Source organism: Pseudomaricurvus sp. ABR4_320 (assembly GCF_056159445.1).
In genome coordinates, this window is sequence record NZ_JBSWVF010000005.1 from 280271 (window position 1) to 299517 (window position 19247).

At 50.5% G+C, this 19247-nt stretch carries 19 protein-coding genes; 6 read left to right on the forward strand and 13 right to left on the reverse strand.

The genetic code is table 11. The annotated features are described in order from the left end of the window. Positions 1-135 precede the first annotated feature (135 nt). Together ACXAFR_RS12730 and ACXAFR_RS12735 are read left to right on the forward strand one after the other, a co-directional pair. Entirely contained in the window at positions 136-732 is a 597-nt protein-coding gene (locus ACXAFR_RS12730; RefSeq protein WP_475177404.1) for a LemA family protein, read from the forward strand. 43 nt (positions 733-775) lie between these two features. Continuing rightward, the gene (locus ACXAFR_RS12735; protein ID WP_475177406.1) at positions 776-2716 is read left to right on the forward strand and encodes a M48 family metalloprotease; all 1941 of its coding nucleotides are present in this window, start codon (positions 776-778) and stop codon (positions 2714-2716) included. 80 nt (positions 2717-2796) lie between these two features. Here the strand turns inward: ACXAFR_RS12735 and ACXAFR_RS12740 are convergent, their stop codons facing one another. Further along, entirely contained in the window at positions 2797-3414 is a 618-nt protein-coding gene (locus tag ACXAFR_RS12740; protein WP_475177409.1) for a Yip1 family protein, read from the reverse strand. Between the two features lie 188 nt (positions 3415-3602). On the opposite strand from ACXAFR_RS12740, the gene cysK reads away from it, so the two are divergent. Then, a complete protein-coding gene (gene cysK / locus ACXAFR_RS12745) occupies positions 3603-4571 on the forward strand; it encodes a cysteine synthase A (protein WP_475177410.1) in 969 nt (322 codons plus the stop codon). A gap of 91 nt (positions 4572-4662) precedes the next feature. On the opposite strand, the gene ACXAFR_RS12750 is transcribed toward cysK, so the two are convergent. The 8 genes from ACXAFR_RS12750 to ACXAFR_RS12785 form a co-directional block, all read right to left on the reverse strand. Next, complete coding sequence (locus ACXAFR_RS12750; RefSeq protein WP_475177412.1) at positions 4663-5097, reverse strand: ClpXP protease specificity-enhancing factor; 435 nt, start codon at positions 5095-5097, stop codon at positions 4663-4665. A 40-nt stretch (positions 5098-5137) separates the two neighbouring features. Continuing rightward, on the reverse strand, positions 5138-5770 hold the full coding sequence (locus tag ACXAFR_RS12755) for a glutathione S-transferase N-terminal domain-containing protein (protein ID WP_475177415.1): 633 nt from the start codon (positions 5768-5770) through the stop codon (positions 5138-5140). Positions 5771-5855: 85 nt separating this feature from the next. Beyond that, the gene (locus ACXAFR_RS12760) at positions 5856-8069 is read right to left on the reverse strand and encodes a ubiquinol-cytochrome c reductase (RefSeq protein WP_475177416.1); all 2214 of its coding nucleotides are present in this window, start codon (positions 8067-8069) and stop codon (positions 5856-5858) included. 1 nt (position 8070) lies between these two features. After that, on the reverse strand, positions 8071-8670 hold the full coding sequence (petA, locus tag ACXAFR_RS12765; RefSeq protein WP_475177417.1) for a ubiquinol-cytochrome c reductase iron-sulfur subunit: 600 nt from the start codon (positions 8668-8670) through the stop codon (positions 8071-8073). 245 nt (positions 8671-8915) lie between these two features. Beyond that, positions 8916-9308, reverse strand: a complete 393-nt coding sequence (rpsI, locus tag ACXAFR_RS12770) for a 30S ribosomal protein S9 (RefSeq protein ID WP_475177419.1) — start codon at positions 9306-9308, stop codon at positions 8916-8918. Positions 9309-9324: 16 nt separating this feature from the next. Further along, positions 9325-9753, reverse strand: a complete 429-nt coding sequence (gene rplM, locus ACXAFR_RS12775; protein WP_475177421.1) for a 50S ribosomal protein L13 — start codon at positions 9751-9753, stop codon at positions 9325-9327. 94 nt (positions 9754-9847) lie between these two features. Then, complete coding sequence (gene zapE / locus ACXAFR_RS12780; RefSeq protein ID WP_475177423.1) at positions 9848-10969, reverse strand: cell division protein ZapE; 1122 nt, start codon at positions 10967-10969, stop codon at positions 9848-9850. Positions 10970-11039: 70 nt separating this feature from the next. Next, a complete protein-coding gene (locus tag ACXAFR_RS12785; protein ID WP_475177425.1) occupies positions 11040-11735 on the reverse strand; it encodes an alpha/beta hydrolase in 696 nt (231 codons plus the stop codon). A 179-nt stretch (positions 11736-11914) separates the two neighbouring features. On the opposite strand from ACXAFR_RS12785, the gene ACXAFR_RS12790 reads away from it, so the two are divergent. From ACXAFR_RS12790 to ACXAFR_RS12800, 3 genes are all read left to right on the forward strand, one after another. After that, a complete protein-coding gene (locus ACXAFR_RS12790) occupies positions 11915-12406 on the forward strand; it encodes a Z-ring associated ZapG family protein (protein ID WP_475177427.1) in 492 nt (163 codons plus the stop codon). A gap of 188 nt (positions 12407-12594) precedes the next feature. Further along, positions 12595-13770: a S1C family serine protease gene (locus tag ACXAFR_RS12795; RefSeq protein WP_475177430.1), complete on the forward strand. Its 1176-nt coding sequence runs from the start codon at positions 12595-12597 to the stop codon at positions 13768-13770. 365 nt (positions 13771-14135) lie between these two features. Continuing rightward, complete coding sequence (locus tag ACXAFR_RS12800; RefSeq protein ID WP_475177431.1) at positions 14136-15059, forward strand: helix-turn-helix domain-containing protein; 924 nt, start codon at positions 14136-14138, stop codon at positions 15057-15059. Here the strand turns inward: ACXAFR_RS12800 and ACXAFR_RS12805 are convergent. The 4 genes from ACXAFR_RS12805 to pdxH form a co-directional block, all read right to left on the reverse strand. Next, complete coding sequence (locus tag ACXAFR_RS12805) at positions 15056-15985, reverse strand: Rossmann-like domain-containing protein (protein WP_475177434.1); 930 nt, start codon at positions 15983-15985, stop codon at positions 15056-15058. The two genes, ACXAFR_RS12800 and ACXAFR_RS12805, sit on opposite strands and share 4 nt — an antisense overlap. 165 nt (positions 15986-16150) lie before the next feature. Then, positions 16151-17293, reverse strand: a complete 1143-nt coding sequence (locus ACXAFR_RS12810; RefSeq protein WP_475177435.1) for a mechanosensitive ion channel family protein — start codon at positions 17291-17293, stop codon at positions 16151-16153. 179 nt (positions 17294-17472) lie between these two features. Continuing rightward, entirely contained in the window at positions 17473-18468 is a 996-nt protein-coding gene (locus tag ACXAFR_RS12815) for an NAD(P)H-quinone oxidoreductase (RefSeq protein ID WP_475177438.1), read from the reverse strand. A gap of 36 nt (positions 18469-18504) precedes the next feature. Continuing rightward, positions 18505-19140, reverse strand: a complete 636-nt coding sequence (gene pdxH / locus ACXAFR_RS12820) for a pyridoxamine 5'-phosphate oxidase (RefSeq protein ID WP_475177439.1) — start codon at positions 19138-19140, stop codon at positions 18505-18507. Positions 19141-19247 lie beyond the last annotated feature (107 nt).

The window sequence follows — 19247 nt, forward strand, 5'->3', positions numbered from 1 at the left end:
AGCGCCAAGATGGTCACAGATTCTTGACTCCAGGGCACCTACCATTACCCCATTGCCAAGTTTTTGCCCATTTTTATGGGGCAAACACAGGTTTGCTATCCCCTGCCATGCAGATCCTATGAGGTATGTTACGCCATGGAAGTAAGCACTCTGATTTTCTGGGGCGTATTGATCGCTCTCGCATTCTATTTGATCACACTCTACAACCGGCTCGTCACCCTGCAAAAACGTGTCGAGAATGCACTGTCTCAAATCGAAGTTCAGCTCAAACGCCGCTACGACCTGATTCCAAACCTTGTCGCCACGGCCAAGGGCTATTTGAACCACGAGAGAGACACTCTGGAAGCCGTAATCAACGCTCGCAACGACGCCAGCAGTAAGCTTGAACAAGCCCTCAAAAAACCTGGCGATACCGATACGTTGGCCGCTCTGGCTCGCAGTGAACGAAACCTGCAAGCATCACTGGGGAAGCTGCAAATCCAGGTTGAAAATTACCCCGAACTCAAAGCCAATACCAATATGATGCAATTGGCAGAGGAGCTGACCGCAACAGAAAACAAAGTGGCCTTTGCCCGTCAGGCTTATAACGATGCCGCGACCGATTACAACACCTATCGCAATTGCTTTCCTCAGATTGTTCTCGCATCTCAGTTCGGTCACCGCGCCGATGTCGGCATGTTGGAGTTTGAAGATGCCGAAGCGATTCGTCACGCGCCAAACGTAGCGTTTTGAGTCGCCTCAGTCTGGAATTTTTTCGGAAAGCGAGCGATACGCGATGAATTTTCACGCCCACCAGGACATGGCCCGTCGACTCAGTCGCCGTTTCGTGTGGTTGTTTGCCTTAGCGACAGCGATTCTCGTCAGTTTGGTCACTCTGTTTGTCGGTGTGCTCTGTCTCTCGTACGGCATCTTCCCCGCCAGCAGCGTGTCAGCCTACGCGCGAGCTGGGGACACGAATTGGCACAGACTCTTCTCTGAAGATGGCAGAAACCTCCTCATCGGCATTGCCGTGGGAACATCAATGCTGATCGGCGCGGGTTCCTGCTTCAAAGTTCTGGAGCTGCGACGCGGGGGGCGTGTTGTCGCAGAATCCTTGGGTGCACGCCTGATTCCAGGGAATACTCCAGATCCCAGAGAGCGTCAACTGATCAACGTCGTAGAAGAGCTGGCGATAGCCGCTGGTACGCCGGTACCGCTTGTCTTTCTTTTGGACGACGCCAGTATTAACGCATTTGCTGCGGGAAATTCGCCCCGCGATGCCGTGATCGGAGTGACTCAAGGCAGCCTCACAACGCTCAATCGACAGCAATTGCAGGGCATCATTGCTCACGAATTCAGCCATATTATCAATGGCGATATCCAGCTCAACCAACGCCTGACAGGTTGGCTCCATGGCATCATGATGATTGGCGAACTGGGCAAGTTCCTGCTCCATGGACGGCCCAACCAAAGACGCAGAAAAAACCGCCGCAATACGCTTTTACCGGGACTGGGTCTCTATTTCCTCGGTTCTGCGGGTATTTTGCTTGGCAATCTCATCAAAGCGGCTATTAGTCGTCAGCGGGAATATCTCGCCGATGCCTCCGCTGTACGCCTTACTCGCAATCCCAATGGCATTGGTGAAGCGCTACAGCTGCTGTTTCATCAAAACCGGAAAACACTCCCCAGCAAACAGCCAGGTGAATTCAGTCACGTCTTTTTTCACAGTGACTGGCGCTGGAATCCCATGCGCTGGCTCTCAACTCACCCGCAACTGTCAATGCGAATCGAACGGATAAATCCGGCCTGGAAGCCGTCGTTTCCCCAGCCCAAAGGCGCCGAGCTCTACAAAGATAATCTCCAACAGAAGGACTCGAACAAATCGGTGCCGACGGATTCATTGCAGACATTTGCGACTGTGTTGGGAGCTGCAGAACCTATTCTTTCGCCTGCAAACGTCGCAACAGAAACCTCCAACACCTCAGGAAAAGAGCATTACGCTCATATTGAACGCATTAGCGAACGCTTGCGCGACGCCTGCCATGATCCGCTCAGCGCCCGCAGTATCATTTACGGACTTGCAATGGTTAGCAGCCACAATCCTAGGAATGTGCAAGACTATCTGAAAAAGCATACACACCCTGTCGTTTCAGAACAAGTCATTGAGCTGCTGCCAGAATTGCAGTCTGTTTCTCAAAAACATCGCATGCCCCTGCTGGAATTGTCATTGCCTGCCTTACAGCTGACCTCGGATAAGCAACGCTCTTTGCTGATGGATAATCTCTCTTGGATTGTTAATCAAACAACCCTGGATTCACCTTTTCCTCTCTTCATTCAGATTATCGTTCAGCATTCGCTGCAACCTGAACGTCTTAAAGGACCTAAACTGGACCTGAGAAAACAACCGGCCGCTGCCCAGATTATTCTAAGCTGGCTGAGCCAGTATGCCGGCACGACTCAGAAATCCTGCCAGCAGGCGTATGAAGCTGCAGCAACATTACTCCCTCTCTCCGGTTGCCCCGACAGACTGAACGACAGCGTGTTAACGCTCGCCCGCTTGAAAGCATCGATCAATAGACTGAATCGACTCGGGCCGCTTCAAAAGCCGGTACTGCTGAAAGCATTTGCCACCTGTATTCACTTCGACGGGCTGGTTCACGCGAATGAATACGACTTTTACCGGGCACTGGTACTGAGTTTGGATTGCCCTGCACCACCGCTCGAGACGAACCACTAAAACGACCAACATAAAAAAAGACCCGTATCGGGCCTTTTTTGCTGTTCGAGAATTGTTGTCACATAACGAGACAACGCCAGTCAGCTCACATAAACCGGCCCCACCCCAATGCTCCAGGCAATAACAGAACCGACGAGAACAATGACCAACAAAACCAATCCCACGGTTACAACCGATGAGGCATACATAAAGGCCTGCTCTTTCGAAATATTCATGAGGATCGGAATGCCCTCATAAATCAAATATACGGAATAGGCGCCCGCGACAATAATTGCCATCGAATTAACCCATACATCCGGATACAAACCAAAAATACCCGCCAAGAACAACGGTACAGTGACATAAACCGCCAGTGCAGTACCCTCGTAATGGCGCTGCTCCCCCTCTTCTCGCACACCGTAGGTTCTTGCCATCCAGTTAATAAACTCCCCAAACACATAGATCGCCACCAGAAAAGCGACATAGGCCGTCGCACAAAGCGTTAAGGCGCTGGGAACCGTCAGCCAGACTTTTTGCCCGTCGCCGAACGACCAGCCAATTTGAGTGACGCCAATAAAGGTTGCGATAGTTGGTATAAGTGCCAAAAACGGTACGTGACTGAGGAAAACTTGCAAAAAGGAATTGCGTTCGTTGCGAATCGCCTTCCATTCACTGTCCGGGTGCAGCAAAATGCCCACGGTGTGACTTAAGATAGCCATTGATTACTCCTTTTAATTATGATCTGACGGTAACCCATTAAGTATTATAAAGAACCTCTATATGCACCAATAAGATTTTGAAATTAAAAAAGTTTCCAATATTTTCCAGCGCAATTAAAACGCCTGCGAAAACGGCAATCCCGAACAGATCGACGGACGATTTGTTGCGATAGATTAAGGACCAAACGATGAGTGCAATTTACGAAGACAATTCTCAGACCATCGGATTAACACCCTTGGTTAAACTCAAACGCATTACAGACAAAAATGTTTACGTAAAGTTAGAGTCGAGAAATCCCGCTGGATCCGTTAAGTGCCGGATCGGCGCCAATATGATTTGGCAAGCGGAACAAAGTGGTGCTTTAACGGCAGGAATGACCGTTGTTGAACCCACCAGTGGTAATACGGGCATCGCCCTGGCGTTTGTTTGCGCCGCACGCGGCTATAAGTTGATTTTGACCATGCCAAATTCCATGAGTTTGGAGCGTCGGCAACTCATCAAGGCGCTCGGTGCGGAATTAGAGCTGACACCCGGCGAAAAAGGCATGAAAGGCGCCATCGCCAAAGCCGAAGAAATAGCATCCTCAGATCCATCCGCCTACTTCATGCCCAAGCAATTTGAAAACCCGGCAAATCCGGAAATTCATGAAAAAACGACTGGCCCTGAAATCGACGCGGCCCTTGATGGCAAAATCGATGTCTTTGTTGCAGGCGTCGGAACTGGAGGCACCATTACTGGCGTATCTCGCTATCTAAAAAACCAGCGGGGACTGGCTGTATCCTGCGTTGCTGTTGAACCCGATGTCTCTCCGGTCATCAGTCAAACTCTAGCGGGAGAAACACCAACACCGTCTCCCCATAAAATACAGGGGATTGGCGCGGGTTTCGTCCCAGGTAACCTGGATACGTCCTTAATAGATGAGGTTGTGAAAGTATCCAACGATGAAGCGGTAGAGATGGCCCGGCGTCTCATGGCAGAAGAAGGCATACTCGCAGGCATTTCCTGTGGCGCGGCCCTAACCGCGGCGGTAAAAGTCGCTGAACGCCCAGAAAACGCTGGTAAGAACATTGTTACCATTTTGCCCGATTCCGGGGAACGATATCTCACCAGCGTGCTGTTTTCAGGGATTTTCAGTGAAAAAGAGCTGAAGCAGTGAGGCGATAGCTCACAAAAAAAGGCGCTTTACAGCGCCTTTTTTCTTGTTCCTATCCGCGAAATCAGTACAGAACCGACCTCAGCACATCCTGCTACTTGACGATCTTCAAGCTGGGTCTCTTTTCCGTAGAGGCTTTCGCTTTTTCGGGAGCTTTGTTGGATTCCGCTGGCGCCAACTTTTTCGGCTTAGGCGGCTCCGGATCCGTTTCTGGCTCTGGTTCAAAAATCATTCCTTGACCGTTTTCGCGCGCGTAAACACCCAGAACGCCAGAACAGGGTACGTGGATATCGGTCGGGATTCCGCCAAAACGTGCATTGAAGCTCACGTAATTGTCGGCAATGGAAAGACCGATCACAGCCGTGGGAGAGATATTCAATACAATCTGGCCATCCTTGTTCACATATTGCTGCGGAACCTCAACCCCTGGAGAATGCGCGTCCACCAGTAAATAAGGTGTGCATTCATTGTCCACGATCCACTCATAAAGCGCTCGGATCATGTAGGGTCTGCTGGATGTCATTGCCATGGTCTTACTCCGATTGTTGGATTAAAGGTGGTGCGCTCAATTACAAGCGCATTTCCCGCTCCATCTCGGTAAGACTTTCTCTGAAAGACTCCCGGCTAAACAAACGATCCATGTAATCGAACAAAGGTTTTACCTGCTTATTGTTGGGCAATTCAATTTCCATAGCTTGAAGACGCCATAAAATTGGGCCTAAACAACAATCGACAATGGTAAATTCCTCGCTCATGAAGAAGGGTAACTCGGAAAATATTGGAGCAATCGTCACTAAGCTGTCCCGCAAATCCTTGCGAGCTTTAGCAGCCTGTTCCTTGTTTTTACCACTGAGAATAACATCGACCAGTGGACTCCAGTCTTTTTCTATTCTATGCATCCAGAGGCGGCTTTGAGCTCGCGCAACGGGGTATACCGGCAACAGCGGTGGATGAGGAAAACGCTCATCCAAATACTCCATCATTACCCGCGTTTCGTACAACGACAGATCGCGGTCTACCAGCGTCGGTAAGTCATTATAAGGATTTAACTCCGCCAGCTCTTCTGGCTTGTTCTTAGGGTCGACGTCTATCACGTCAACTGCGACACCTTTTTCCGCCAGAACAATTCTGACACGATGGCTGTAATGATCACGGCCGTCAGAAAAATATGTCATGGAAGAACGTTTCGCCACAACGCCCATTTAATCTACCTCAGCTTTAGCAAAAAAATATAAACGGGCGGATTGCTTGGCAACCCGCCCGATATGGCCGAAAACACGCGTTTTCTTAGTGAATGTTGCGCCAGTATTCGCGGTTCAGCAGATATACAAAGACGAACAGAACGCAGAGGAAAAGTAGCGTGTAGACTCCAATTCTCTCCCGGTCCAGAGCCATCGGCTCAGCGATGTACTCCAGGAAGTTCACCAGGTCATACATGGCCTTGTCGAATTCCTCGGGGGACATGGAACCTTTTTCAGTGACAACCTGCAAACTGCCGCAGTGCCCTTCACGAACTGGCTCTCCAGTTACGGGATCGCGGACTATTTTACCATGACTATCGTGTATTGGTCCCGGTGCACATTCCGGCAACCCTTGCATCTCTAACAACACATGGGGCATGGCGACTTTATCAAATACCCGATTGTTTACCCCGGTAGGACGAGTATCGTCCTTATAAAAGTTGCGAAGGTAGGTATACAGCCACTCAGGAGAACGCGAACGAGCTACCAGGGTCAAATCTGGAGGCGCAGCACCAAACCATGCTTTGGCATTATCGGCCCCCATGGGTATTTCCATCAGGTCACCGATTTTTTTGTCGCCAAACACCATGTTGGCCATCATCACATCTTCAGGAATCGCTAGATCCTCTGCAACCCTGCCATAGCGGGAGAACTTTGCAGAGTGACACCCCATACAGTAGTTCACAAACCACTTTGCACCACTTTGCAGAGATTCTTTATCTTCCAGATCAGGCTCCATATGGTCGCAGGGAATGGATCCACACTCAAACTCACCGGTCGCACCCACAGCCTTGATCGGAAAGACCACCATAATTATGAAGAACAGTAATCCACCCCATACCAGAGGTGCCGGCAGACCTTTGGATTGCACGCGGTCTGGCGTTGTGGATTCGCTGTCACGCATAGTTAACCATGGTGTCGCAGCGACGAATACGGACAACAAGGTACCAAACAAGGAAATCAAGACCGGGCTCTCGGACTCTCCCCAAGACAGCTTCAGCATCAACAGACCCAGCACAACACTAACAACCATTCCAATAATGCCACGCTTCTTATTAGGCGTAGAGAAGATTGGCATCTGGATGAAGTAGGCAAAGTAGTAAACGGTGGCTAACTGAGCCAGAACCGTACGACCAGGTGTTGGCTGCTTGACCCCGAGGTAGCCCAATACAACGAACATCGCTGCAAACAACAACAGAGAGATGCGAGGCATAAAGCCGCGATAGCGCATGGATTTAACCGGGCTCTTGTCCAGCCAGGGCAGAACAAACAGGATCGCAATCGCGCCGGCCATGGCCACCAATCCCAGGAACTTGGAGCTCAAAGGGCCAATATCAATAGTCACAGCACGAAGGACGGCGTAGAAAGGCGTAAAGTACCAAACAGGTGCAATATGCGCGGGCGTTTTCAGTGCGTTGGCTTCTTCAAAGTTGGCGTATTCAAGAAAGAATCCACCCATCTCCGGCATGAAAAACAACACAAAACAGAAGACGAACAGGAACACTGTGATGCCAACGAGGTCATGTACTGTATAGAACGGATGAAATGGAACACCGTCTTTAGGAATGCCGTTTTCATCTTTATTCTTTTTGATCTCAACGCCATCGGGGTTATTAGAGCCCACTTCATGCAGCGCCAAAATATGCATTACAACCAAACCGAGCAAAACGATAGGCAAAGCGACAACGTGCAGCGCGAAGAATCGATTCAAGGTTGCCCCGGAGATCAGGAAGTCCCCTCTCACCCACTGCACCAGAGACTCTCCAACGACGGGGATCGCCCCGACCAGCGACACAATCACCTGGGCGCCCCAGTAGGACATCTGGCCCCAAGGCAATACATAGCCCATAAAGGCCTCAGCCATCAGGATCAGGTAGATCGTCATACCGAAAATCCACACCAGTTCGCGAGGCGCCTTATAAGACCCGTACATCAGGCCGCGAAACATGTGCAGATAGACAACCACAAAGAACGCCGATGCGCCGGTGGAATGCATATATCGCAGAATCCAACCATAGTCGACATCACGCATGATGTATTCAACAGATGCGAAGGCCTCTTCTGCAGAAGGTGTGTAATTCATGGTCAGCCAGATTCCGGTCAGCAGCTGATTGACCAGTACCAGAATCGACAAAACACCAAAGAAATACCAAAAATTGAAATTTTTCGGGGCATAATATTTGCCCATGTGCGTGTCCCACGCACGGGTTACCGGCAGGCGGGTATCAACCCACGCTAACAGATCGGTCATCCACTTCATGTCAAGCCTCCGTATCTTCGCCGATGACCACTACCGTATCGGATTCATACCTGTAGGGTGGAACTTCAAGATTAATAGGTGCAGGCACGCCCTGGAAAACACGTCCGGCCAAATCGAACTTGGAGCCGTGACAGGGGCAAAAGAAGCCGCCCAACCATGCGGAACCGCCCAAATCTGCCGCGCCAACATCTGGACGAAACATGGGCGCACACCCCAAATGCGTACAAAGTCCGAGTATCACCGCATATTGTTCGTGACCCGGAATCGAGCGGGCTATGCCTTTGACATACTCTGGCTGCTGCGGAACTTCAGCATTCGGATCTCTCAAGCGATCGTTCAACTTGGGGAGGTTTTCAAGAATTTCAGGGGTTCGGTTGATGATGTAGACTGGCTTACCCCGCCACTCAACAACGATCATCTGCCCTGGCTCGATTTTACTGAGATTGGCTTTAACTGGAGCGCCCGCTGCTTTCGCTTTCGCACTCGGGTTCCATGACGCTACAAATGGAACTGCCGCACCGACAACTCCCGCAGCTCCGACCACTGAAGTCGCCGCCGTCAGAAACCGACGCCGGCCTACGTTGACTCCGTCACTACTCATGACGTTATTCTCCCTTAACAGCTAACAGAGGCAGTAACCACTAACCCACTGAAATTCAAAGATTTAGAGGCTTTTATAACGGTGAATTGAAAAATCGCCACATATTAAAGAAGTCTAAAGACCGATACAAGGTAATGCACGGCCCGAACTCCGCTTTACTTGATTCTGGGCAAAAAAAAGCCCAGATTGTCGAACAATCCGGGCGAATACTGCTGAGTGACACCCACAACAGGGAGCCACTGCGATTAACGCTTGGAGAATTGTGGCTTCTTACGAGCCTTTCTCAAACCAACTTTCTTACGTTCAACTTCACGTGCGTCACGAGTTACGTAACCGGCACCACGCAGAGTCTGGCGCAGACCTTCATCATATTCGATCAGCGCACGAGTCAGACCATGACGGATAGCGCCTGCCTGACCAAAGCTGCCACCACCTTTAACGGTGACTTTGACGTCAAAGTTTTCTGACATATCAACCAACTCAAGTGGTTGACGAACGATCATACGAGCCACTTCACGACCGAAGTAGTCATCCAGGCTCTTGTCGTTGACAGTGATAGAGCCACTGCCTTGAGAGATGAACACCCGCGCCGTTGACGTTTTGCGGCGACCTGTTCCGTAATATTGTGTAGCTGCCATGTGATTTCCCCTGGATTTAGATGTTCAGCGCTTTAGGTTGCTGAGCGGCATGTGGATGCTCGGCACCCGGATAGACTTTCAGCTTCTTGAACATGGCACGACCAAGAGGGCCGCGAGGCAGCATGCCTTTAACAGCACTCTGAATAGTTCTTTCCGGCGCCTTTTCGATCAGCTTCTCAAAGCTCATGGACTTGAGGCCACCAGGATATCCTGTGTGACGATGGTACATTTTGTCCTTCGCCTTATTACCTGTCACGTGAACTTTCTCAGCGTTGATAACAACGATGTAGTCACCGGTATCGACATGAGGGGTGTATTCGGGTTTATGTTTACCGCGCAGACGAGTTGCAATCTCGGCAGCCATACGGCCGAGAGTTTTGCCTTCTGCGTCGATAATGAACCAGTCGCGTTCGACTGACTCAGGCTTGGCACTGATAGTCTTCATGTTGTATTTGCCTTCGACGTAGATAAAATCGTAGATGAACCCCTAAAAAAGGGAGGCCGGATTCTAATTGGCCCGGCCTTCAAATGCAATGTTTTTATGGTTTATGAGGCCTCGCCAGATAGTCACGACTCTGCATTTCCAGCAGGCGGCTGGTGGTGCGCTCAAATTCAAACGTCAGCTTACCTCCAGCATAGATCTCCATGAGCGGTTTTGCCGAGGAAATGATCAATTTCACCCCCCGATCATAAAATTCGTCCACCATATTGATGAAACGGCGAGCCTGATCGTCCTTTTCTACCCCGAGCGGCGGAACATTTGCCAAGAGTACCGCGTGAAACTCCCGCGCCAAGGAGATATAGTCGTTCTGCGATCGCGGACCGTCGCAGAGCTCCCTAAAGTCAAACCAGACAACATCCTCGCCTTCGAATCGTGCTCTTATGGGACGCCCTTCCACATTAACGTCAACATTTGAGCGAATCTCTTCCGGGTCGGGCACCAGACTTTCGAAGCTTTTAAGCAATTTGGCATCCGTTGCCTCATCCAGAGGGCAGTGGAACAACTCTGCCTGCTCGAGCGTTCGAAGACGGTAATCCGTGCCACCATCTACATTCACCACTTGAGTGTGGCGCTTTAGCTGCTCAATCGCAGGAAGAAAACGAACTCTTTGCAAACCGTCCTTATAAAGGTTGTCAGGAACGATATTTGACGTCGCCACCAAAGATACGCCCCTCTCAAACAATGACTGCATTAAATTTCCGAGGATCATGGCATCGGTAATATCCGAGACAAAAAATTCGTCAAAACAGATAACGACCGCCTCTTGGGCAATACGATCAGCAACGAGATCAAGAGGGTTTTTCTGCCCGTCTAACTCCCGTAAATCCTGGTGCACGCGCCGCATAAAGCGATGAAAATGTGCGCGCATTTTATTTGGAAACGGCAGGCTTTCGTAAAAGTTATCCATGAGATACGTTTTACCGCGCCCCACTCCGCCCCAGAAATACAGACCTTTCTGCGGCTTTCTGACCTCGGGCTCGGAAAACCGCTGCTTCATTTTAGCCCACACACCCTTAGGCTTCTGTCCGCCTCGCCAATCGGCAACCAAGCGTTCGTACAGATCCTGCAACAATGTTACGGCGTGTTCCTGGGTCGGGTCATAACTGTACCCGTTGTTTTCAATGTCGTTGCGATAACGTTCTAGTGGGGTACCCTGCATAACTGTACCTGATAAGCCGACAACTGGGTCGGGAAACAAAATTCTGAGGAGCTAATGATGGTGGTTTAGATTACCGCGAGGACAAATCCAAGGAGAGTTCCTGCTGCAAGAGTTGCGACAAATCACTCTTCAATTCCGAGAGGTGGCCGTGAAAAAAGTGCGTCGCCTCCGGGTAATTCAGCAGTCGAGTATGGCTCTTTAACCCCGCCTGCCACTGTATGACACCAGGAACGTCAACCAATTCATCTTTATCACCAATAACAACTACAACGGGACAGGGAAAATGGCCATCCTGATCAAACGCATAACGTTCAATGGGCGGTGCGACCAACGTTAACTGGTTTACGGTTTGGCCATCCAATCTATAGGTAGCGGCTGCGGCGATTGCTGAACCAAAGGAAAACCCCGCCAGCAGTAATTTGGCATTGGGTCGCTGAGATTCGGCCCAGGCGATGACAGAGAGTAAATCGTCAACCTCCCCTTTCGCTGAATCGTGGCTTCCCTCGCTGGCACCAACACCACGAAAATTAAACGTGACGGCATTCATCCCGAGATCGCGATACACGCGCAACAGTGTTGTCACCACTTTATTGCGCATGGATCCTCCGTGCAGAGGGTGAGGATGGCAAACAATCGCCAGATAATCCTCTTCCGACACGTCACCCCGCGTTTGGGCTCCGTACACAAGTAGCTCCAACTGCCCTGCAGGACCAGGGATCAAAACTCGGGATTCCCGCTCTAAGAATGGACTCGCAGGGTTTGTCACTTGGCTACCTCATTGAACAGATGATGTAAATTTGAGCAGCCACTCGGAGATAGTCGCCCAGTTAACAAATAGGCACACATGGCTGCACAAGGTGCGTATAATACATGGTTATGCGCACGGCGTTTACTCGCCAAATGGCCAACCTGCTTTGCCATTGTCATTAAACCGAGGAGATTGATGTGTTCAATACTAGCGCCCTGATCCTGACAGCCCTTGTGGCAGTCATTGCCGGAGGTCTTATAGGAGCTCTACTGGTACGGGCTTTTCACCCCAAGCAAAAAGAAGCAAAAACCCTTGAGGCACGCCTGCAAAAAGCAGAAGAAGAGCTCAAAGAATATCAACAGGAAGTCACTGAGCACTTTGTTGCCACTTCACAGCTGGTGAACAACCTCACTCAAAGTTACAAAGATGTTCACGAACATCTCGCAAACAGTGCGTTAAAATTAACCAATCCTGACGTTAGCCGCCAATTGATCGAAGCTGGCGACGGTAAGCTCATCGAGGGTTCATCAGCCAGTACGCCAACGGAAACCTCAGACGTCATGCACAGTGAGCCTCCAAAAGACTGGGCTCCTCGCAACCCTGGCGACAAAGGTCAACTGAGTGAAGAGTACGGTCTGGATGACTCTCACAAAGAGGAGTCTGAAATCAAAAGCGGAACACATGGCTAGTGACCACTATCGCTTCATCAGCATACTGTCAGGCGCCCCGGGGCGCCGACACCACCCGTCAAAAAATCAACAGATGCCTCTTCACTCCCCCATTCGTTCATTGTTTAATTACCCAGCGGCATGGCTTCCTCTTTGGTAACCATGCCACCTAACCCCGGAAGATCGTTAGCAGGGCCGGAGTCCTAGACGTGCGTTTTCAATCATTGTTTCGTTTTGCCGGCTGGCCAGTCATAACCGGCATTTTATTTGGCATGGTCATTTTGCTTTGGCTCGGTCGGGAGCCCTCGCAACCGAGAACCGATACCGCCGATGAAGATCCAACCCCGCGCTTTCATTTCGGTGACTGGAGCCCAGGAACGGAAGAATGGGTGCCGGTCAGCTATTCCGACGCAGTTGCAAACGCAGCACCCGCTGTCGTGAATATTTATACCCAAACATCTTCTTCGGCCGAACAGCGGGCTCACCCGAGATTTAAAGACCCTCTATTTCAGCACTACTACAATAATTTCGGCCCCAACCGTCAACAGCGCATGCTCGCCGCGTTGGGCTCCGGTGTTATTATGAGCAGTGATGGTTACATTCTGACCAACAATCACCTCATATCCGGCGCAGAGCAGATATTGGTTCTACTGCAGGACGGCCGCGAGGCCCAAGCGCAGTTAATTGGGTCGGATCCAGACAGTGATCTCGCGGTACTTAAAATCGAACTGCCAAATTTAACCACCATTGAAATTGGCTCCCCGACAAAAGCAAGAATCGGCGATGTTGTGCTGGCGATAGGAAACCCCTATGGCGTGGGGCAGACAGTGACTCAAGGCATTTTAAGCGCAACCGGCCGCTATGGCGTCGGAATAAATACCTACGAAAACTACCTGCAGACAGACGCAGCAATCAATCCAGGCAATTCGGGAGGCGCTTTGATTGATACCCAGGGCAACCTCCTTGGGATCAACACCGCAATTCTCGATCAACAAGGCGCCGCCGTTGGCATTGGCTTTGCGATTCCCGCTGACTCAGCACTGAAAGTAATGCAGGACCTGGTGGACTACGGCCAAGTCGTGCGCGGTTGGCTGGGCATTGAAGCCCAGGAATTGAGCACAGAAACAGCCACAACGTTTAATTTGCATGACGTCGACGGCGTATTGGTCAAAGCCATCTATAACAATGGCCCAGCGCACCTGGCCGGCCTTAGGCCTGGCGACATCATCCTCAAAATAAACGATTCCGTAATCAGTGATGGCCGACTCAGCCGACTCCAGATTGCGGGCGGTCGCCCAGGAGACAAGGTTAAAATTGAATTCTTGCGCAATGGCCACCGTGAAACCGTCATTGTCATTCTCGGCGTCAAACCAACTACCACCTAATTGGCTCGGATGCAAAAAAATGGCGCCTCGCAGGCGCCTAATATTTCTATCCAACAGATTCGTCTGGTACGAGCCCAGTCACCGCGCAGCGGTCACCACAACCCTAAGCGATCCTCTACCTTTGGGAGCCTTCCGTAGAGGGACGGTAAACGTTAATGAGTAGCCCATCCACGCATACAGCCTTTAGCAATAAAAAAAGGGGTCCGGTCGCCTGTCCAGGTACGAAATGGACCCCTGGACACATACAATAGCAATTACAGAGAAAATCACTTTTCTGTCAGTACAGAAAACTTGACTATGAGTCCAGAAACCACCACGCTTTGATATTAATAACAACAACAAAAGTAAAAATGAGGTAGGCAAACATGCCCCGTCGCTTAGCCGCTGCCCGTGCCACACCGCGTTTATTGGTTGAAAACCGAGTTTCTTTCGCCGGCCCGCAATCTGAATTAAGCATCTATGACACCTTTCTCCCTGCGGCTGACGTTCAGCTCAGCGCAGATCAGCTGCTGTTTTGCGGAATGACCAGCGGCAAAAAAGTTCTACGGAACAACAATGGTTTTGAAGTCGACTTCTTACCCAACGAATGTTTCGTCATGTCTCCCGGATCTCGTATCAGCATAGACTTTCCCGAGGCGACTACAGACACACCTACCACCTGCCTGACCATTGAAATAACGCGCGAACGCTTGCAGCAAGTCTGCGACCATCTAAATCACAAAGCACCTCTCCAAAAAGATTACGGGGACTGGCAATATCGAGCCGAGCAGATGCTTCACACCCCTCACAACCCAGCAACACAAGCGCTCCTGAGTCGATTGATTGAGACCTTTAGCGAAGACCCCATCGATAGGGATATTTTGATTGACTATGGCATCAGTGAACTGCTGGTGCGCATGCTGCGACAGCAGACTCGCGACTTTTTGCTCCAGACAAACCTGACACTCGCAGACTCGAATGGGATAGCCAATTGCCTCCAGGACATTCAAAAAACTCTGGACAAACCACTAGATATCGATCGCCTAAGTCGCATTGCCTGCATGAGCCGAAGCCGGTTTTTCACCGAGTTTAAAAAGCACCTCGGCTGTTCCCCTGCTGAATTTCAACATCAACTGCGCTTGGACACAGCGTGCGTTCAGTTGCGTCGAGGACAATCAGTGACCAGCACCGCGTATGCTGTCGGCTACCAAAACCCAAGCCACTTCAGTCGCCGTTTCCAGCAACGTTTTGGGGAAAGCCCACGTGCTTTTCAAGAACGAGAAGCTGGCAAGACGCCACCACCAGCTTAATTCTGGGCGTCCCACAATCGCTTGTAGGCAGTGTCCAGCCCGCTCAAGCGAAGATCCGCACACTCCAGCGCCTCCCGGCCTGGAAATCTCTGCCCTGTGCGCTGTTCGTACCAGTGATGCATCTCAGATTTCAGCCGATCACGCGCTTCAACGACTTGCGCAATCTCTCCTTTGAGCCTCTCCAACCGAGACACACTGACATTTGCCAAGGCGTACCTGACCGCCCCGTCAAAAAGACGCACGCCGCCGCCCTCAGCAGCAACACGAAACGCCATATCGGGGTCGAATACCTGCACGCCAGCAAGAAAATCAATATCAAACATTGCCCAGCCGGAGAGCCAGGGCATCGACGGCCCCATCAACACTGAGACGGATTGGCGAGAAAGTTCAGCTAAGCGGGGGAAGGTTTTATTGATCAACGAAGTGGCCGTGATAAACACCCAATCCGCTTTCGGAAGCACATATTCCGCGGCAGAATCTGGCAAATCCCCCGGCCCAGGCGCTCGCTCCAGGACGGTAACATCAAGCCCCTCCAACACAGAATCCAATTTCGGATAACGTCCAATCACCACGACCTGCTTTCCCTCCAACCGAGGTCGAAAATGGCGGAACACAGCCAGGTTACCGTCTCCGGGTACCGCCAATGGCTGCGCTTCCTTCAGCAGAGAATTGTCGTCTTGATTAATCAGCGCGTTGCAGGCTGCCAGCCCAACTGCCGCACCATGCAAATCCCATGATCGAACCCAAGATGCAATTTCTGGCAGCGGACGTTCCGTCAAGGTTCCTGGCCAGGGAAGCGTTCGCGCGGCCAACCCCGGTGTTTGCGCAAAACCAATCCCTCGATCGCTTTGGCAGGCTGTCCAGGTTTGCCCCAAACACACCGAAGAGAGCTGATCCGTCTTGCTCTCAATGGCGGACTCGATCATCGAATAAGGTTTCCAGGGGTCCACAAGCACCTCAGCTAATTTTTTTCCAGACTGAGATACTGCAAAAAACCATCCCTCATTGCGGTCGTACTAAGTCTTTGATTCACAATACGGTAAATCAAACGTATCCCGATAAAGAGACAGAAAAGCCAGAAATTGTCGACTTTACGACAATGGTTCTGCGGAAACAGGCGCGTCCGCTCGCGGTTGCATAGACTGTCGCTGATCAACAGCAAAACCGGGCTTCTCTTGAGAGGTATTAATGGCACGAATGGGATAGGGAATAACGATGCCCTCCTCTGCGTAGCGTGCATGCAAGGCTTTCAAAAAGGCAGACTTAATAAAAAAACGATTGAAATACTCCTTGGCTCGTAGCATTACCGTAAAATTGATACTGGAGCTATCAAAGGTATGGAAAAGTACAAAGGTTTCATAATTCGATACCCCCCACTCATGGGTCTTTAAAATATGACGGGCAACCTCCAAAGTCACTTTTTCTACATGCTCCAGATCCGAATCGTAATGCACGCCAACCTCAACGGGGACTGACAGCTCTTTCACAGGATAGTAATAATTAATAATCTTCGATTGCGACAGCACACTGTTTGGCATAATCACAAAATTGTTGGGCAACATCTTGATCCAGGTAGAACGCCAGCCGATTTTTTCGACAAAGCCCTGTTCGCCAGATTCCAACTCAATAAAATCGCCGACACGTATGGGCTTATCAGCAATTAATTGAACACCGGAAAAGAAATTTTCCAATGTGGGTTGCAATGCTAGAGCAACGGCCAGAGAAGTAATTCCCAGCGACGCGATAACGGGAGTAACCGATATCCCCAGAGTCCCAAGTAAAACCAAAGCCCCCAGCCCAACAATCAAAATCCGGCTTAGTCCCTGCACCAGATTCTTGCTATTACGCAACATTTCCGACTGACCGGAATAGCGCTCAATACCGCCAAATGCCAAGCGATCGATAAACAAAACGACCGCCGCAACCAATATGATGCGAGCCCCAAGGTTTGCATAGTTGTTAACATCAGCATTAACGATATTGAAATGAGTCAACAAGGCAACAAAAAACAGTAGGTTGATGGCGATAACGACTAAGGTCAAAGGACGCGCTAATGCATGAACCACCAAACTGTCAAAATGGTAACTGGTCTTGTCGGTGAGGCGCTTAAGATTTGAAAGAATGATTCTTTTAATGAGAAACAGCAGAACAAAAGAGAGGGTTAACGCTGCAACAATGCCCGCCCATGCTGGCATTGCATCCAATAGATTCATCCACTCGCTAAATGGCGGCATACCCTCTCCTTAGGCTCTGACTGACATGGCTAACTCTTTCAAATAAATGACTGTGCTATGAGGTAAACCCCAAGCAGTATCGTTGCGACATCAAACCTACATGAACGTATGATGGTGAGCTTGTTACATCGTGCCTTCTATTCACCCTGCCCAGTCACAGTAGGCAGTTTTTCTGCATTTCATGACGAAACAGTATTGTTAACAGACAGCACCAACTTACCGACCACAGTATTTGACTCCAACAAGTCGTGTGCCTCACGAATCTGAGAAATCGGCAGAATTCTGTCGATTTTAGGAGAAATTTTACCCGCCTCAATTAATGGCCAAATCGTTTTCTGAAGTTGATTTGCAACATCCGTTTTAAACGCCGTCGATCTTGGTCGCAAAGTAGACCCCGTTAACGTCAAACGTTTTAGCATAACCGCCATGAAATTAACGTCCGCACGGCTGCCACGCAAATAGGCAATATTGACGATACGCCCGTCCATCGCAGCCGCCTTAATATTTCGACCGATATAATCACCACCAACCATATCGAGAATAACATCCGCTCCATGGCCATCGGTCAGCGCTTTCACGTTCTCCACAAAGTCCTGCTCGTGATAGTTGATCGCTGCAACCGCCCCCAACGCCACACAAGCGTCACATTTCTCCTGTGAACCCACTGTCACAATGACACGACTTCCCAATGCTGTCGCCATTTGGATCGCGGTAGAACCTATACCACTGGCACCACCATGTATCAGTAAGTACTCGTCAGGTTTGAGCTGTCCACGCATAAACACATTACTGTAGACAGTAAAAAACGTTTCGGGCAATGCCGCCGCTTGAGACAGTGAAAGTCCACGGGGAATGGGCAGGCATTGACCGGCGGGCGCAAGCACTTGCTCAGCATAGCCACCACCGTTTACGAGCGCACAAACATCATCACCGACAGCAATATCGGTCACGCCCTCCCCCAGACTGACAACTCTGCCCGAGACCTCGAGCCCAAGAATTGGGGATGCGTCAGAGGGCGGAGGATAATTGCCCTGACGCTGCAAGACATCCGGGCGATTAACGCCAGCAAAGGCAACATCAATTAAAACCTCACCCGCCCCCGGTGTCGGAGATTCCATTTCAGCGAGCGACATGACCTCGGAATCACCCACGCCATCCATCTTTACATACTTCATGTTATATCCAGATCTCTCGTTAGTTGGGTTTAACGACTAGGGCGACAAACGCTCAATGTGCCAGGCATCGTTCTCGCGACGATAGACAAAGCGATCGTGCAGGCGGTGCGCGCCACCCTGCCAGAACTCAATCGTATGAGGACGAATTCGATATCCTCCCCAAAAGTCCGGCAAGGGTATTTCCCCCTGTAGAAACTTATCCTTCATTGATTGGAACTGATGCATCAACAGTTGCCGTGAGCTGACCGGGCGACTCTGAGCGGACGCCCAGGCGGCAAGTTGGCTTTCTCGTGGGCGAGAGGCAAAATACTTCAACGACTCCTGCACAGGCACCTTTTCCGCGACACCGCAGACTTTGACCTGCCGTTCGAGAGGGTGCCAGGGAAAATGGACACTCACTCGCGGATTTTGCTGAATGTGACCGGCTTTTTCACTTTCATAATTGGTGTAAAAGACGAATCCCTGCTCATCCAGGTGTTTTAACAACACAATTCTCTGTGTTGGTTGTCCATCCCGATCTACTGTGGCCAACGTCATTGCGGTTGGATCCTTGAGCTCCGCCGTCACCGCCTGCTTCAGCCAAATCTCAAATTGTGAGATCGGGTCCGCAGCCAGATTGTCCCGCGACAACCCGCCTTGTAGATATTCTCTACGCAAATCCTCGAGCTTCATGTTGGTATCCTAAATTTCCACAGTGATGACAATGTCCGAGATTTTAACGATAAATTCAACGAAATTAACCGCCGTTGACAGGGCTTTCAACGTCGAGTCACGCGCAC

What these genes read in the sequence shown, in the direction of transcription:
- ACXAFR_RS12730 (WP_475177404.1), top strand. Translation starts at nt 136, where the DNA reads ATGGAAGTAAGCACTCTGATTTTCTGGGGCGTATTGATCGCTCTCGCA.
- ACXAFR_RS12735 (WP_475177406.1), top strand. Translation starts at nt 776, where the DNA reads ATGAATTTTCACGCCCACCAGGACATGGCCCGTCGACTCAGTCGCCGT.
- ACXAFR_RS12740 (WP_475177409.1), bottom strand. Translation starts at nt 3,414, where the DNA reads ATGGCTATCTTAAGTCACACCGTGGGCATTTTGCTGCACCCGGACAGT.
- cysK (WP_475177410.1), top strand. Translation starts at nt 3,603, where the DNA reads ATGAGTGCAATTTACGAAGACAATTCTCAGACCATCGGATTAACACCC.
- ACXAFR_RS12750 (WP_475177412.1), bottom strand. Translation starts at nt 5,097, where the DNA reads ATGGCAATGACATCCAGCAGACCCTACATGATCCGAGCGCTTTATGAG.
- ACXAFR_RS12755 (WP_475177415.1), bottom strand. Translation starts at nt 5,770, where the DNA reads ATGGGCGTTGTGGCGAAACGTTCTTCCATGACATATTTTTCTGACGGC.
- ACXAFR_RS12760 (WP_475177416.1), bottom strand. Translation starts at nt 8,069, where the DNA reads ATGAAGTGGATGACCGATCTGTTAGCGTGGGTTGATACCCGCCTGCCG.
- petA (WP_475177417.1), bottom strand. Translation starts at nt 8,670, where the DNA reads ATGAGTAGTGACGGAGTCAACGTAGGCCGGCGTCGGTTTCTGACGGCG.
- rpsI (WP_475177419.1), bottom strand. Translation starts at nt 9,308, where the DNA reads ATGGCAGCTACACAATATTACGGAACAGGTCGCCGCAAAACGTCAACG.
- rplM (WP_475177421.1), bottom strand. Translation starts at nt 9,753, where the DNA reads ATGAAGACTATCAGTGCCAAGCCTGAGTCAGTCGAACGCGACTGGTTC.
- zapE (WP_475177423.1), bottom strand. Translation starts at nt 10,969, where the DNA reads ATGCAGGGTACCCCACTAGAACGTTATCGCAACGACATTGAAAACAAC.
- ACXAFR_RS12800 (WP_475177431.1), top strand. Translation starts at nt 14,136, where the DNA reads ATGCCCCGTCGCTTAGCCGCTGCCCGTGCCACACCGCGTTTATTGGTT.
- ACXAFR_RS12805 (WP_475177434.1), bottom strand. Translation starts at nt 15,985, where the DNA reads ATGATCGAGTCCGCCATTGAGAGCAAGACGGATCAGCTCTCTTCGGTG.
- ACXAFR_RS12810 (WP_475177435.1), bottom strand. Translation starts at nt 17,293, where the DNA reads ATGCCGCCATTTAGCGAGTGGATGAATCTATTGGATGCAATGCCAGCA.
- ACXAFR_RS12815 (WP_475177438.1), bottom strand. Translation starts at nt 18,468, where the DNA reads ATGAAGTATGTAAAGATGGATGGCGTGGGTGATTCCGAGGTCATGTCG.
- pdxH (WP_475177439.1), bottom strand. Translation starts at nt 19,140, where the DNA reads ATGAAGCTCGAGGATTTGCGTAGAGAATATCTACAAGGCGGGTTGTCG.